The sequence below is a fragment of the Citrobacter sp. U14242 genome, assembly GCF_046555775.1.
Lineage (GTDB): Bacteria > Pseudomonadota > Gammaproteobacteria > Enterobacterales > Enterobacteriaceae > Citrobacter.
On record NZ_JBKGLW010000005.1, the window covers coordinates 247,443 to 261,490 of the forward strand.

The 14,048-nt window shown below is 51.7% G+C and carries 12 protein-coding genes and 2 tRNA genes; 5 read left to right on the forward strand and 9 right to left on the reverse strand.

Going from position 1 to position 14,048, the window contains the following annotated elements; genetic code table 11:
• Window positions 1-3: 3 nt before the first annotated feature.
• Window positions 4-80: transfer RNA gene (locus tag ACLJXE_RS10440), tRNA-Met, on the reverse strand.
• Between the two features lie 334 nt (window positions 81-414).
• Between ACLJXE_RS10440 and argG the strand changes: the two genes are divergently transcribed.
• On the forward strand, window positions 415-1,758 hold the full coding sequence (argG, locus tag ACLJXE_RS10445) for an argininosuccinate synthase (protein WP_005131837.1): 1,344 nt from the start codon (window positions 415-417) through the stop codon (window positions 1,756-1,758).
• A 207-nt stretch (window positions 1,759-1,965) separates the two neighbouring features.
• On the opposite strand, the gene ACLJXE_RS10450 is transcribed toward argG, so the two are convergent.
• The 3 genes from ACLJXE_RS10450 to ACLJXE_RS10460 form a co-directional block, all read right to left on the reverse strand.
• Window positions 1,966-2,052 (reverse strand) — tRNA-Leu (locus tag ACLJXE_RS10450).
• A gap of 13 nt (window positions 2,053-2,065) precedes the next feature.
• Window positions 2,066-2,398, reverse strand: coding sequence for a preprotein translocase subunit SecG (secG, locus tag ACLJXE_RS10455; RefSeq protein ID WP_003025000.1), 333 nt, complete (start codon window positions 2,396-2,398; stop codon window positions 2,066-2,068).
• 168 nt (window positions 2,399-2,566) lie between these two features.
• Window positions 2,567-3,460 carry a LysR family transcriptional regulator gene (locus ACLJXE_RS10460; protein ID WP_286629389.1) on the reverse strand — a complete coding sequence of 298 codons (894 nt, stop codon included), beginning with the start codon at window positions 3,458-3,460 and terminating at the stop codon, window positions 2,567-2,569.
• 148 nt (window positions 3,461-3,608) lie between these two features.
• On the opposite strand from ACLJXE_RS10460, the gene iadA reads away from it, so the two are divergent.
• Window positions 3,609-4,742, forward strand: coding sequence for a beta-aspartyl-peptidase (gene iadA, locus ACLJXE_RS10465; protein WP_286629388.1), 1,134 nt, complete (start codon window positions 3,609-3,611; stop codon window positions 4,740-4,742).
• 10 nt (window positions 4,743-4,752) lie between these two features.
• Entirely contained in the window at window positions 4,753-6,219 is a 1,467-nt protein-coding gene (gene dcuC / locus ACLJXE_RS10470; RefSeq protein WP_410750811.1) for a C4-dicarboxylate transporter DcuC, read from the forward strand.
• A 49-nt stretch (window positions 6,220-6,268) separates the two neighbouring features.
• Here dcuC and glmM read toward each other — a convergent pair whose 3' ends face one another.
• The 4 genes from glmM to rlmE form a co-directional block, all read right to left on the reverse strand.
• On the reverse strand, window positions 6,269-7,606 hold the full coding sequence (gene glmM, locus ACLJXE_RS10475) for a phosphoglucosamine mutase (protein ID WP_101741911.1): 1,338 nt from the start codon (window positions 7,604-7,606) through the stop codon (window positions 6,269-6,271).
• Window positions 7,599-8,447 carry a dihydropteroate synthase gene (gene folP / locus ACLJXE_RS10480; protein WP_048213410.1) on the reverse strand — a complete coding sequence of 283 codons (849 nt, stop codon included), beginning with the start codon at window positions 8,445-8,447 and terminating at the stop codon, window positions 7,599-7,601. Before folP ends, glmM begins: the two co-directional genes overlap by 8 nt.
• A 99-nt stretch (window positions 8,448-8,546) precedes the next feature.
• Window positions 8,547-10,478, reverse strand: coding sequence for an ATP-dependent zinc metalloprotease FtsH (gene ftsH / locus ACLJXE_RS10485; protein ID WP_271440744.1), 1,932 nt, complete (start codon window positions 10,476-10,478; stop codon window positions 8,547-8,549).
• 99 nt (window positions 10,479-10,577) lie between these two features.
• Window positions 10,578-11,207 (reverse strand): 23S rRNA (uridine(2552)-2'-O)-methyltransferase RlmE, encoded by a 630-nt coding sequence (gene rlmE, locus ACLJXE_RS10490; RefSeq protein ID WP_137382431.1) that lies wholly within the window; start codon window positions 11,205-11,207, stop codon window positions 10,578-10,580.
• 125 nt (window positions 11,208-11,332) lie between these two features.
• Here rlmE and yhbY point away from each other — a divergent pair, with 125 nt between their 5' ends.
• Window positions 11,333-11,626, forward strand: a complete 294-nt coding sequence (gene yhbY, locus ACLJXE_RS10495; protein WP_003025016.1) for a ribosome assembly RNA-binding protein YhbY — start codon at window positions 11,333-11,335, stop codon at window positions 11,624-11,626.
• Window positions 11,627-11,839: 213 nt separating this feature from the next.
• Here yhbY and greA read toward each other — a convergent pair whose 3' ends face one another.
• A complete protein-coding gene (gene greA / locus ACLJXE_RS10500) occupies window positions 11,840-12,316 on the reverse strand; it encodes a transcription elongation factor GreA (RefSeq protein WP_003025019.1) in 477 nt (158 codons plus the stop codon).
• Window positions 12,317-12,564: 248 nt separating this feature from the next.
• On the opposite strand from greA, the gene dacB reads away from it, so the two are divergent.
• Window positions 12,565-13,998, forward strand: a complete 1,434-nt coding sequence (gene dacB / locus ACLJXE_RS10505) for a serine-type D-Ala-D-Ala carboxypeptidase (protein ID WP_410750812.1) — start codon at window positions 12,565-12,567, stop codon at window positions 13,996-13,998.
• Window positions 13,999-14,048 lie beyond the last annotated feature (50 nt).

Consider the following 14,048-nt stretch of genomic DNA (forward strand, 5'->3'; position numbering starts at 1 on the left):
AAGTGGTTGCGGGGGCCGGATTTGAACCGACGACCTTCGGGTTATGAGCCCGACGAGCTACCAGGCTGCTCCACCCCGCGCCTGAAACGTGGCAAATTTTACTCGTTTTGGGTAAAAAATGCAAATACTGCTGGGATTTGGTACCGAGGACGGGACGTAAAATCTGCGCACAGTATATTGATCCTCTATACGTTATGTCAACCTTGTTACTAGTATGCAAATGAATGAATGCTGCCCAGCGCTAGCCCAGCAAGATAAATATGCCACCCACGCCGTTATTTAACGAAATTATCACTAAACTCTTCCTGTCACCTTTAAAAGATGATTAAATGAAAACTCATTTATTTTGCATAAAAATGCACTTAACATAAAAAACCGACCTCTTCACCAGTCTATCAAGCAGGGTTTTATTTTATGACGACGATTCTCAAGCATCTCCCGGTAGGTCAACGTATTGGTATCGCTTTTTCCGGCGGCCTGGACACCAGTGCAGCACTGCTGTGGATGCGACAAAAAGGGGCTGTCCCATATGCATATACTGCGAATTTGGGCCAGCCGGATGAGGATGACTATGACGCCATTCCTCGCCGTGCAATGGAATATGGTGCTGAGAATGCTCGCCTGGTTGATTGCCGCAAGCAGTTGGTTGCCGAAGGGATCGCTGCCATTCAGTGCGGTGCGTTCCATAACACCACCGGCGGACTGACCTATTTCAATACCACCCCGCTGGGCCGCGCAGTGACAGGCACCATGCTGGTTGCCGCCATGAAAGAAGATGGCGTAAATATCTGGGGTGACGGTAGTACCTATAAAGGCAACGATATTGAACGTTTCTATCGTTACGGTCTGCTGACCAACGCCGAACTACAGATTTATAAACCCTGGCTGGATACCGATTTTATCGACGAACTCGGTGGTCGCCATGAGATGTCCGAATTTATGATCGCCTGCGGCTTCGACTACAAGATGTCCGTTGAGAAAGCGTACTCAACAGACTCCAATATGCTCGGTGCGACTCACGAAGCAAAAGATCTGGAATTCCTGAACTCCAGCGTCAAAATCGTTAACCCGATTATGGGCGTGAAGTTCTGGGATGAGAGCGTGAAGATCCCGGCTGAAGAAGTGACCGTGCGTTTTGAACAGGGTCATCCGGTTGCGCTGAACGGTAAGACCTTCAGTGACGATGTTGAGATGATGCTGGAAGCCAACCGTATCGGCGGTCGTCATGGTCTGGGTATGAGCGATCAGATTGAAAACCGTATCATTGAAGCAAAAAGCCGCGGTATCTATGAAGCCCCGGGGATGGCACTGCTGCATATCGCCTACGAACGTCTGCTGACCGGTATTCATAACGAAGACACCATTGAGCAATATCACGCTCACGGTCGCCAGCTCGGTCGTCTGCTGTATCAGGGGCGCTGGTTTGACTCACAGGCGCTGATGCTGCGTGATGGTCTGCAACGTTGGGTAGCCAGCCAGATTACCGGTGAAGTCACGCTGGAACTGCGCCGCGGTAACGACTATTCAATCCTTAACACCGTGTCTGACAACCTGACCTACAAACCAGAACGTTTGACCATGGAGAAAGGTGATTCCGTATTCTCACCAGACGATCGTATCGGTCAGCTGACCATGCGTAACCTGGATATTACCGACACTCGTGAGAAGCTGTTCGGCTATGCACAGTCTGGTCTGTTGACCGCCTCTTCCGCAACCGGTCTGCCACAGGTTGAGAATCTGGAAAACAAAGCGAAGTAAATATTCACCATCTTAAGGCCGCGAAAGCGGCCTTTTTTATGCGCAGAATAGAGGGATACTCTGTTGCCCGTAGGTCGGATAAGGTTTTTACACCGCCACCCGACATTATTACATCGCCTGATGGTGCCACGCTTATCAGACCTACGGAGCCGCCACAAATTACAGACGAAAAAAAAGACGCTTTGCAGCGTCTTTTCTTTGGAATATTGGTACTGAGGATGGGACTCGAACCCACAAGCCCGTTAGGGCACTACCACCTCAAGGTAGCGTGTCTACCAATTCCACCACCTCAGCACAGATACAACTATTAACGCGGGATATCGCTGGTCGGCTGAGCCGGAGCAGCTGGCTGAGTTTGCTCGGTTTTCGCCGGTGCACTCAGATTTTCCCACTCACTTCCTTTATTGGTCTTATTGCTGTTCATGTTACCCAGCACCAGACTGATAATGAAGAACAGAGTCCCTAACACAGCTGTCATACGGGTCATGAAGTTACCAGAACCACTTGAACCAAACAGTGTACCAGAAGCGCCTGCGCCAAAAGAGGCTCCCATATCAGCGCCTTTACCTTGCTGCAGCATGATCAAGCCAACAAGGCCAATTGCTACAATAAGGAAAACTACCAAAAGAGCTTCGTGCATAATCAACCTGTTCCTTGCGGAGTTGCCGCGTACCAATGCTTCGACCAATAAAGCGGGAATTTCAACTGTTTCCCACTGAAGCGGGTGTGAATACTAACCAAAGCGAATAACCTTCGCAAGGGCAATTTGTTAGCATTGTATCAAGTGCGGAAAAAATCGCCACATCAATCAAAAACGCAGCAACTTATCCCAGCATCGCTGCATTACTGACCGCTGATCGTCAAGGTTTGCCCAAACAACAATAGGGATTTCACAAACCAGATCCGAATTTTCTGGCCAACAGTGAATGATTTCCTGATTCACCAACTCCTCAGCCACCATGGATTCGGGTAACCACGCCATTCCCATATGGCGCAGCACCATTTCTCGTATTGTTTCGCTTAGCCCAGTCTCAAACACTTTTTTCAACCGTGGGCGCACTCGTTGTTCTGCCGGATCAATAATACGTCTGACAAAGGTATAGTCGCTGTAGCATAGCCAGGGGATCGGGGTATGCGGATCATCCAGTCTGTCCGCGAGTTGCGCAGAAATCACTGGGATAAAACGCTCATATCGCCATAAAGAACGTTTCAGCCCTCCGGCAATCTCCAGCCCCGGTTGTGACGAGGGCAAATCGTAAGTCACCAGCATATCAATTTGCCGGTTTATCAGGGCATTAAAGTGATTATCAATCCCCTGAATGCTGGCATTTACCGTGAAGTTTAATTGCGGTTCACTCTGGCGCAGATAGTTGATCATATCAGGCAGGATATTGACTGACAGCGTATGCAGACTCACCATCACCAACGTATTGTCCGTCGCTGGCATCATCGCACACAGGTCATGGCGCGCCTCCGTAAGTGTACTGAGGACTTGCCGGGCATAAGGTTCAAAACGTTCGCCATAACAGGTTAGCGTAACGGGCGTCGTGGTGCGGTCAAACAGCGGGACCCCCAACATTTCCTCCAGTGCCTTTATACGTCGGCTTAGCGCGGGTTGGGTGATATGCCGCTGTATCGCTGCCTGGGAGTAATTCCCATACTGACTCAACGCCAGAAAATCTTCTAACCACTTCGAATCCACGTCTCATTCCCCATCATGCCATAACCGTATCCACCGATAACAAATCGGCAATAGTCACAGTTATAGTAATGGCTTTAATGTGGACATCATAACAACAATATTCCGTTTCACCTGCCGACTCTCACCCTTGACGTTTGACAGGACCGATATGTTTACTTTACTGACCAATGCCCGCGTATTTTCCCCAGAGGATTTAGGCCTCTGTTCCCTGCTTATACATGCCGATCGCATTGTGGCTGTTGAAAAAGATATTGCACTCTTTGATGGCGTCAAAGAAGTCATCGATTGCCGCGGTAAGTGGGTAATTCCCGGAATTATCGATCAGCATGTCCATCTTACCGGCGGCGGCGGTGAAGCCGGCTTTGCCAGCCGGACACCAGCCGTCAAACTGCGCGATTTGATTCAGGCCGGTATTACGACGGTCGTCGGCGTGCTGGGCACTGATGCGATATCCCGCTCACCAAAAGATCTTTACGCCAAAATGCAGTCTCTCAATCTGGAGGGTCTGCGTGCGTATATGCATACCGGAGCCTACGCGGTACCCAGCCCGACAATTACGCGGTCCATTCGCGATGATATGGCCTTTATCCCGGCAATCCTGGGTGTCAAAATCGCCCTCGCCGACCACCGTGGCTCCTATCCCTCTTTCCAGGAGTTATTAAGAATAATCAGTGACATCCGCGTATCCTCACTGCTGGCCGGAAAAAAAGGGCTGCTGCATGTGCACCTGGGCAATCTGCCGGAAGGGATGTCACAGCTTATGGAATTGTGTGATGCCGGTATTCCCATTCACCACATTTCGCCGACGCATGTTGCGAGGACAGAAGCATTGTTCGAACAGGCTATCGCTTTCGCACATCGCGGTGGCCATATCGACGTGACGTCTGGTGGCAGCCGATTTATGCCCCAGGAACAAGCGATTCTCCACGCACTGGAATCACAGGTTCCTGCAGATCGCATCACCATTAGCTCTGACGGTAATGGCAGCGTGCCGCGCTTTAATGCGCAAGGCATCGTAGAAGGACTAAGCGCCGCGCCGGTAGGTGGCAACCTCAACCTGTTACCTCGCCTGATTGATGTCGGTATTCCAGTGTCTCAGGCGATCGCGATGTTGACGGCGAACGTCGCCCGCTCACTGGGTATTTCGGGCGGCGTACTTTGCGCAGGAGAACGTGCTGATATTTGCGTGCTCAATGATGACCTCTCACTGGCCCACTTGTTTGCCGCCGGCAAGCCGTTACTGCGTGATGGTGAGTGTCTGGTCACTGGCAACTTTGAGTGAGGAATTGAGAATGTCATTATTACTGGCGCTGGTCGCCATTATTTTTGCCGGGCGTCTGATCCTGAAAAAGTATCACCCTCAGTCGGTGTTGCTGTTAACCGGGATCGTACTACTGCTTATCGCGCATTTTAGCGGGATGGCTACTCTCAGTAGCCTGGTAAAAAAAAGCACCGGATTTGGCCCATTTGACGCCTTTGAGTTTATTCGCGATACCCTAAGCGTGCGTCTCGGCGGTCTCGGGCTACAAATCATGCTGATAGGTGGCTTTGCCACCTATATGTCGGCTATTGGCGCAAGTCAGGTGCTGGTGCGCGTCACATCCCGCCCCTTGCAACGTCTGAACTCCCCTTATCTACTGCTAGGGCTGGCGCTGTTGCTGGGTCAATTCCTGTCGCTGTTTATCAGTAGCGCCACCGGGCTGGGTCTGCTGTTAATGGCAACACTGTACCCGCTACTGACCCGTCTTGGCTGTAGTCGCGCCGCCGTTGCCGCCGTTATCGCCAGTACCTGTGCGGTTGAGTTTGGTCCAGGCTCCGGGAACTCGGTTCTCGCCGCCAAAACGGCAGGTATCGAGGTAGTTAACTATTTTGTTCAGGATCAGTTACCGATTGTCGTTCCGGTTATTCTTTTCATCGCTCTGCTTCATATCGTTGTACAACGCTTTTTCGATCGCCGGGAGAGCGGTGACAATACAGCGCAGCAAATGCAGACATTAACCTCAACCGAAGAAACCGAAGCGCCGGTAGCCTGGCTGTTCCTGCCAATGTTACCGCTGGTTTTAATGCTGGCGTGCAGTGATTTGCTGTTCAGCTCACTCAAAATTACGCTGGATACCGCCGTACTGATAAGCCTGGCCATTACTCTGATTTGCGAATATTGCCGCCATCGTAAAGCTCGCGAAGTGATGGCTGGCGTACAAAAAGTTTTCGACAGTATGGGCAGTGTGTTTGCCACGGTAGTCACGCTGATTATCGCCGGTGAAGTTTTCTCCGCCGGTCTGAAAGCAATTGGCGCGGTTGATGCGCTGCTGTCACTCTCAGGAGAATTTGGCCTCAGCGCAGCGTCCATAATCTTACTGATGACGTTAATCACCTTTGCGATTTCAGCGTTGATGGGCTCCGGGAATGCAGCCTTTTTCTCCTTCGCCCCGATGGTGCCGGATATCAGCCGCCATATCGGCAGCGACGTGGCGGTTATGATGCTGCCGATTCAGATCTCAGCGGGTATTGGGCGGACGTTGTCGCCTATTGCCGGCGTGATTATCGCCATCGCCGGGATCGCAGGTGTATCACCGGTGGATATCGTTAAACGCACCGCAATTCCGATGCTGGGAGGATGGTTGCTGATGATTGCACTGACATTCGCCCGATCCGGGCACTTGTTGGCGGTTCTCCCGTGGCTGGCCGTCCTCGTCCTATTGATGATCGGTGGCTACTTCTGGCAGCGTCGGCGTAAACAGCCGCTTGCAGTACAGTAAAAAAAAGCCGGAGTCTGAGAGACTCCGGCTTTTACACTTATGGATAGGGTTAAACGGCTTTCACTGCATCCGCAATGCGGTGCGCAAACTCCGTAACCTGTGCTTCGTCTTCACCTTCAACCATCACACGGATTAATGGCTCAGTGCCCGACTTACGCAGCAGTACGCGTCCACGATTACCCAGTGCCGCTTCAACCTCTGCCATCACCGCTTTCACGCTTTCATGCTCCAGCGGATCGCCGCTGCCGGCGGTGTAACGTACGTTAACCAGCAGTTGCGGGAACATTTTCATGCCGCTGCACAGATCGTGCAGACTCATATGGTTACGCACCATCGCGGCCAGTACCTGCAGACCCGCCACAATACCGTCACCCGTAGTCGTTTTATCCAGCAGAATCACATGACCTGAGTTTTCCGCACCGATACGCCAGCCTTTTTCCTGCATTTTTTCCAGTACGTAGCGGTCGCCCACTTTCGCACGGGCAAACGGAATACCCAGTTGTTTTAGCGCCAGCTCCAGCCCCATGTTGCTCATCAGTGTACCCACCGCACCGCCGCGCAGTTGCCCCTGGCGCAGCGCTTCACGCGCGATGATGTACATGATCTGGTCGCCGTCGACTTTATTACCTTCGTGGTCAACCATAATAACGCGGTCGCCGTCACCGTCCAGCGCAATACCCAGATCGGCTTTTTCTGCGATTACGCGCGCCTGCAGCGCACGAACATCGGTCGCGCCAACTTCTTCATTGATGTTTACACCATTTGGTTCACAGCCAATGGCAATGACGTTAGCACCCAGTTCGCGCAGTACATTTGGCGCAATGTGGTACGTTGCGCCGTTAGCGCAGTCCACCACAATTTTAAGCTCGTTCAGGCTCAGCTCATTCGGAAATGTTCCTTTGCAAAACTCAATATAGCGACCGGCAGCATCGACAATACGGCTGGCTTTACCCAGCTCGGCCGAATCTACGCAGGTGATTGCTTTTTCCATCTCCGCTTCAATCGCTTCTTCAACTGCATCCGGCAGTTTGGTCCCGTCGATGGAGAAGAATTTAATCCCGTTGTCATAAAATGGGTTGTGCGAAGCGGAGATAACAATCCCGGCTTCAGCACGGAATGCTCGTGTCAGATACGCAACAGCTGGTGTTGGCATGGGGCCTGTGAAAGAAGCTGACAACCCCGCGGCAGCCAGGCCCGCTTCCAGCGCAGATTCCAGCATATAGCCGGAAATACGCGTATCTTTACCGATAATGATTTTGCGTGAACCATGACGTGCCAGCACTTTTCCTGCCGCCCAACCCAGCTTGAGCACAAAGTCAGGGGTGATTGGAGCGTCGCCTACACGGCCACGAATCCCATCGGTGCCAAAATATTTACGATTACTCATAGCGTTTGTTTTCCTTTGCAGACAATGTGGCTTCCACCACACGCATCGCTTCTACGGTTTCTTTGACGTCATGGACACGAATAATCTGCGCTCCCTGCATTGCAGCAATGACCGCACATGCAAGGCTGCCGCTCAAACGCTCAGATGGACCCACATTGAGCAATTGGCCAACCATTGATTTTCGTGACATCCCTACCAGCAGCGGCAGATTAAAATGATGAAATTCCGCCAGACGTGCCAGCAATGTGTAGTTGTGAGTAAGATTTTTACCGAATCCGAATCCTGGGTCGAGTAGCAATTTATCTTTTGTGATTCCGGCCCGTTCACAACGTGCTATTTGCTCAACAAAGTAACGATTTACCTCAGCAAATACATCCTCATACTTCGGCGCTTCCTGCATAGTTTTCGGCTGTCCCTGCATATGCATCAGGCAAACCGGCAACCCGGTTTCTGCCGCAGCTTCCAGCGCGCCCGGCTCAGAGAGCGAACGTATATCGTTAATGATATGCGCACCCACTCTGGCGCACTCACGAATGACCTCTGGTTTTGAGGTATCTACCGAAATCCACACTTCAAAACGTTGAGCGATTGCCTCAACAACCGGGATCACACGCTGCAGTTCTTCTTCCACGCTAACATCCGCCGCTCCCGGTCGCGTAGACTCACCACCCACATCAATGATAGTCGCCCCTGCGTTAATCATCAGATTTGCGTGTTTTACCGCCTCAACCAGGGAGTTGTGCGCTCCACCATCAGAAAAAGAGTCTGGTGTGACGTTTAAAATCCCCATGACGTGGGGATGGCTGAGATCCAGCGAAGATCCCTGAGCAAAGAGTTTCATAGTGTTATCCCTGGTAAAATCTTTAATGAACAGATAAGAAAAACCCCGGAGCAAGCCCCAGGGTTTTCAATTAAAACATGGTCATCAGATGACGATAACTTATTTGTCGCCTAACTGCTCTGACATGTTGCCCGGGTTCGGCGTCCGCGGCTCTTCAGCCGGACGCGGCGCACTCGGGGTGCCATTGTTGCCAGAGTTGTTAGATGAACCAGACTCTTCCCAACCCGCTGGCGGGCGCACTTCGCGACGAGCCATCAGATCATCAATCTGCGGTGCATCGATGGTCTCATATTTCATGAGCGCATCTTTCATTGAGTGCAGGATGTCCATGTTATCGTTCAGCAGACGGCGAGCACGGTCATAGTTGCGCTCAATCAGTGATTTCACTTCCTGATCGATAATACGCGCGGTTTCATCGGACATATGTTTTGCTTTCGCAACAGAACGTCCCAGGAACACTTCGCCTTCTTCTTCCGCGTACAGCAACGGCCCCAGTTTGTCAGAGAAGCCCCACTGAGTGACCATGTTACGCGCCAGGTTCGTCGCGACTTTAATGTCGTTCGACGCACCGGTAGAAACATGTTCAGCACCGTAGATGATCTCTTCCGCCAGACGACCACCGTACAGCGTGGAGATCTGACTTTCCAGTTTCTGACGGCTGGCGCTAATTGCGTCGCCTTCAGGCAGGAAGAAGGTGACACCCAGCGCACGACCGCGCGGGATAATCGTCACTTTATGCACCGGATCGTGTTCAGGTACCAGACGGCCGATGATTGCATGGCCAGCTTCATGGTACGCGGTAGATTCTTTCTGCGCTTCCGTCATCACCATGGAGCGACGTTCCGCACCCATCATGATTTTGTCTTTCGCTTTCTCGAACTCAACCATCGATACAACACGCTTGTTACCACGCGCTGCAAACAGTGCCGCTTCGTTCACCAGGTTCGCCAGGTCCGCACCGGAGAAACCAGGCGTACCACGAGCAATAATTGCCGCATCGATATCCGGAGACAGCGGTACGCGACGCATATGCACTTTCAGAATCTGTTCACGACCGCGAACGTCTGGCAGCCCCACCACAACCTGACGGTCAAAACGGCCTGGGCGCAGCAGCGCAGGGTCAAGAACGTCCGGACGGTTAGTTGCCGCGATAACGATAATACCTTCGTTACCTTCGAAGCCGTCCATCTCAACCAGCATCTGGTTCAGCGTCTGTTCACGTTCATCGTGACCGCCACCCAGACCCGCGCCACGCTGGCGACCTACGGCGTCGATTTCATCGATGAAGATGATGCACGGTGCCGCTTTCTTGGCTTGTTCGAACATGTCACGCACACGAGATGCGCCCACACCGACGAACATTTCCACGAAATCAGAACCGGAAATTGTGAAGAATGGAACCTTCGCTTCACCCGCGATGGCTTTTGCCAGCAAGGTTTTACCTGTACCCGGAGGACCGACCATCAGGACGCCTTTCGGGATCTTACCGCCCAGCTTCTGGAAACGGCTCGGTTCGCGCAGGTATTCAACCAGTTCAGCGACCTCCTCTTTCGCTTCGTCACAACCAGCGACATCAGCAAAAGTGGTTTTGATCTGATCCTCGGTCAACATGCGCGCTTTGCTCTTACCGAACGACATGGCACCTTTGCCACCACCGCCCTGCATCTGACGCATGAAGAAGATCCAGACACCAATCAGCAGCAGCATTGGGAACCAGGAAATGAAGATAGAAGCCAGCAGGCTCGGCTCTTCAGGCGGCTCGCCAACAACCTTGACGTTTTTAGTCAGCAGGTTATCAAGCAGCTTCGGATCGTTAACCGGAATGTAGGTCGTGTAACGGTTACTATCTTTCTTGGTAACGTTAATCTCACGTCCGTTGATACGCGCTTCACGAACCTGGTCCTGATTGACCTCTTGCAGGAAGGTAGAGTAATCAACCTTACGGCCATTAGACTCGCTGGGCCCAAAGCTCTGGAATACTGACATCAGCACAACGGCAATGACCAGCCAGAGTATTAGGTTTTTCGCCATGTCACTCAAGGGATTAACCTCATATTACAACTGTGTTAAAAACAGCGTCAGGATACTCTATATCCAGTGTCTTTCAAACTTACGTTTGAAATCTACCGGTTATGGTTTACGCCCGGTCGCTACAATGTACACTTCACGCGAACGGGCGCGAGAAGAGTCCGGCTTACGAACTTTGACCTTCGTAAACAGGGAGCGAATGTCTCTTAGATACTCATCGAAGCCTTCGCCCTGGAACACCTTCACTACAAAACTACCACCTGGCGCTAATACATCACGAGCCATTCCAAGTGCCAGTTCAACCAGATACATGGCCCGGGGAATATCCACCGCCGGTGTTCCACACATATTTGGCGCCATATCAGACATGACAACTTGTACTTTACTGTCACCTACACGCTCAAGTAACGCTTTCAGGACTAATTCATCACGAAAGTCGCCCTGAAGGAAGTCCACACCAACGATTGGATCCATAGGTAAAAGATCGCAAGCGATAATGCGGCCGCTGTTTCCGATCTGCGTAACCGCATATTGCGACCAGCCACCGGGTGCAGCGCCGAGGTCAACAATCGTCATCCCCGGTTTAAAAATTTTGTCACTTTGCTGTATTTCATCAAGTTTAAACCAGGCACGGGAACGTAACCCCTTTTTCTGTGCCTGTTGAACATATTTATCGCTAAAGTGTTCCTGAAGCCAGCGACTCGAGCTGGCAGAACGCTTTTTACCTGTCATTTCACTTTCCCATCGGGCAGTTCATCGTAACCAATGGTGTAAATATCTACACAGCTATTTGGCGATATATGGGAGATGGCGGTAGAATGACCCGTTTTCAATCCCAACGTAAGCAAAAATATACGATGAATCTGAGTACTAAACAAAAACAGCACCTGAAAGGTCTGGCACATCCGCTCAAGCCTGTAGTTATGCTTGGCAATAATGGTTTGACCGAAGGGGTACTGGCCGAGATTGAACAAGCGTTAGAGCACCATGAGCTTATCAAGGTGAAAATCGCCTCGGAAGATCGCGATACTAAAACCTTGATCGTGGAAGCTATCGTACGCGAAACCGGCGCCTGCAATGTACAGGTCATCGGCAAAACGCTGGTACTGTATCGCCCGACGAAAGAACGTAAAATCTCGCTGCCACGCTAAGAATATCCCAAAGTTGAACACGAAGTTTGTGTAAAACGCGGGAATTTCCGCTAGCAGGAGAGCAAAATGCCACGCTCTCTTCGTTGATAAAAGGCCGCTATGCGGCCTTTTTCCTTTCTTTACAATACATCAACATCTTACAGATACACTAAATAATTCGAGCACAGCCAACGCACATGCCGCGTGCAGTATGATGTGTGTATTGGGAAATTCTTACAGGTATTCGACCTTCGTCACTTCATACTCAACTTCACCGCCCGGCGTTTTGATAACCACCACATCATCCTGCTCTTTACCAATCAGGCCACGAGCAATAGGTGAGTTCACCGAAATCAGGTTTTGTTTAAAATCAGCCTCATCATCGCCCACAATGCGCCAGGTCTGCTCTTCATCGTTATCAAGATTCAGAACGGTAACCGTCGCACCGAACACAACGCGGCCGTTATTTGGCATTTTAGTGACGTCAATAACCTGCGCGTTAGACAGTTTGGCTTCGATATCTTTAATGCGACCTTCGCAGAATCCCTGCTGTTCACGAGCCGCGTGATACTCCGCGTTCTCTTTCAGGTCACCGTGTTCACGCGCTTCCGCGATCGCGGCAATAATTTCAGGGCGGCGCACAGATTTGAGAAAATCCAGCTCTTCGCGCAGTTTTTCAGCACCACGTAAGGTCATCGGGATAGCTTGCATTTGTTATACCTCTTGAACATTCCTGTAGGGGGTGATTGTCCTCACCCCGGCTGCTAAGCCCACCCTGGCATACGCCATGCCAGAGTCAGAAGCAAAAAAATACCGACCCGGGGCACGAGGTCCCAGGTCAGCTACAATTCTCTATTTGATGTTCATTTTACCCTGGAGTTCCCTATGGGTCATCGTTTACTTTTTAGGGCGTTGCGCCGTAGTATGACGGCCTGATTCCAGGTTGTTAGCGCGAGATTATGCGATTTCCCAGATTTGCCATTGGATTAACTGCCAGTATAGCGTTCAGCGTTCAGGCTGCGAATGTCGACGAGTACATCAACCAGCTTCCTGCCGGGGCCAACCTCGCCCTTATGGTACAGAAGGTTGGCGCGCCTGCGCCCGCGATTGATTACCATAGCCAGCAGATGGCACTCCCGGCCAGTACCCAGAAAGTGATCACCGCTCTGGCGGCATTGATTCAACTCGGACCTGATTTCCGTTTCACCACGACGCTTGAGACAAAAGGCAACGTAGAAAATGGGATATTGAAAGGTAACTTAGTTGCAAGATTTGGTGCCGATCCGACGTTAAAACGTCAGGATATTCGCAATATGGTAGCAACTCTGAAAAAATCAGGGGTGACGCAAATTGCCGGAAATGTCCTGATCGATACCTCCATTTTTGCCAGCCATGATAAAGCGCCCGGCTGGCCCTGGAACGACATGACGCAATGTTTTAGCGCTCCGCCAGCAGCGGCGATTGTCGACCGAAATTGCTTCTCGGTATCGCTTTACAGTGCACAAAAACCCAACGATCTTGCCTTTATTCGCGTAGCGTCATACTACCCGGTAACTATGTTCAGCCAGGTCCGCACCCTCGCGCGCGGCTCCGCGGAAGCGCAATATTGTGAACTGGACGTGGTACCCGGCGATTTAAACCGCTTCACGTTAACCGGCTGTCTGCCGCAGCGCGCCGAACCTCTGCCACTGGCGTTTGCTATTCAGGACGGTGCCAGTTATGCCGGAGCCATTCTTAAAGATGAGCTAAAACAAGCGGGTATTACCTACAGCGGTACGCTGCTGCGTCAGACTCAGGTCAACGAACCGGGTACCGTAGTCGCCAGCAAACAATCAGCACCGTTGCATGATCTGCTTAAGATTATGCTGAAAAAATCAGACAACATGATTGCCGATACCGTTTTTCGCATGATTGGCCATGCGCGATTTAACGTACCGGGCACCTGGCGGGCAGGTTCCGATGCCGTACGCCAGATCCTGCGTCAGCAGGCGGGCGTCGATATCGGCAATACGATTATTGCCGATGGCTCTGGCCTCTCCCGCCATAACCTGATTGCCCCCGCCACCATGATGCAGGTGCTGCAATACATCGCGCAGCATGACAATGAGCTGAACTTTATTACGATGCTGCCGCTGGCAGGCCACGACGGCTCTCTGCAATACCGTGCAGGCCTGCATCAGGCTGGTGTTGATGGCAAGGTTTCCGCGAAAACAGGCTCACTGCAAGGGGTGTACAACCTCGCGGGGTTCATCACCACCGCCAGCGGGCAACGCATGGCCTTCGTGCAGTACCTGTCTGGCTATGCGGTAGAGCCTGCAGACCAGCGTAACCGCCGTATTCCGCTGGTGCGCTTCGAGAGTCGGTTGTACAAAGATATATACCAGAATAACTGAGTATGTTTGCCGGATGACGGCACAAACGCGCCTTATCCGGCCTACAGCGC

Coding starts and splice junctions, on each gene's coding strand:
- argG (WP_005131837.1), top strand. CDS start 415: ATGACGACGATTCTCAAGCATCTCCCGGTAGGTCAACGTATTGGTATC.
- secG (WP_003025000.1), bottom strand. CDS start 2,398: ATGCACGAAGCTCTTTTGGTAGTTTTCCTTATTGTAGCAATTGGCCTT.
- iadA (WP_286629388.1), top strand. CDS start 3,609: ATGTTTACTTTACTGACCAATGCCCGCGTATTTTCCCCAGAGGATTTA.
- dcuC (WP_410750811.1), top strand. CDS start 4,753: ATGTCATTATTACTGGCGCTGGTCGCCATTATTTTTGCCGGGCGTCTG.
- glmM (WP_101741911.1), bottom strand. CDS start 7,606: ATGAGTAATCGTAAATATTTTGGCACCGATGGGATTCGTGGCCGTGTA.
- folP (WP_048213410.1), bottom strand. CDS start 8,447: ATGAAACTCTTTGCTCAGGGATCTTCGCTGGATCTCAGCCATCCCCAC.
- ftsH (WP_271440744.1), bottom strand. CDS start 10,478: ATGGCGAAAAACCTAATACTCTGGCTGGTCATTGCCGTTGTGCTGATG.
- rlmE (WP_137382431.1), bottom strand. CDS start 11,207: ATGACAGGTAAAAAGCGTTCTGCCAGCTCGAGTCGCTGGCTTCAGGAA.
- yhbY (WP_003025016.1), top strand. CDS start 11,333: ATGAATCTGAGTACTAAACAAAAACAGCACCTGAAAGGTCTGGCACAT.
- greA (WP_003025019.1), bottom strand. CDS start 12,316: ATGCAAGCTATCCCGATGACCTTACGTGGTGCTGAAAAACTGCGCGAA.
- dacB (WP_410750812.1), top strand. CDS start 12,565: ATGCGATTTCCCAGATTTGCCATTGGATTAACTGCCAGTATAGCGTTC.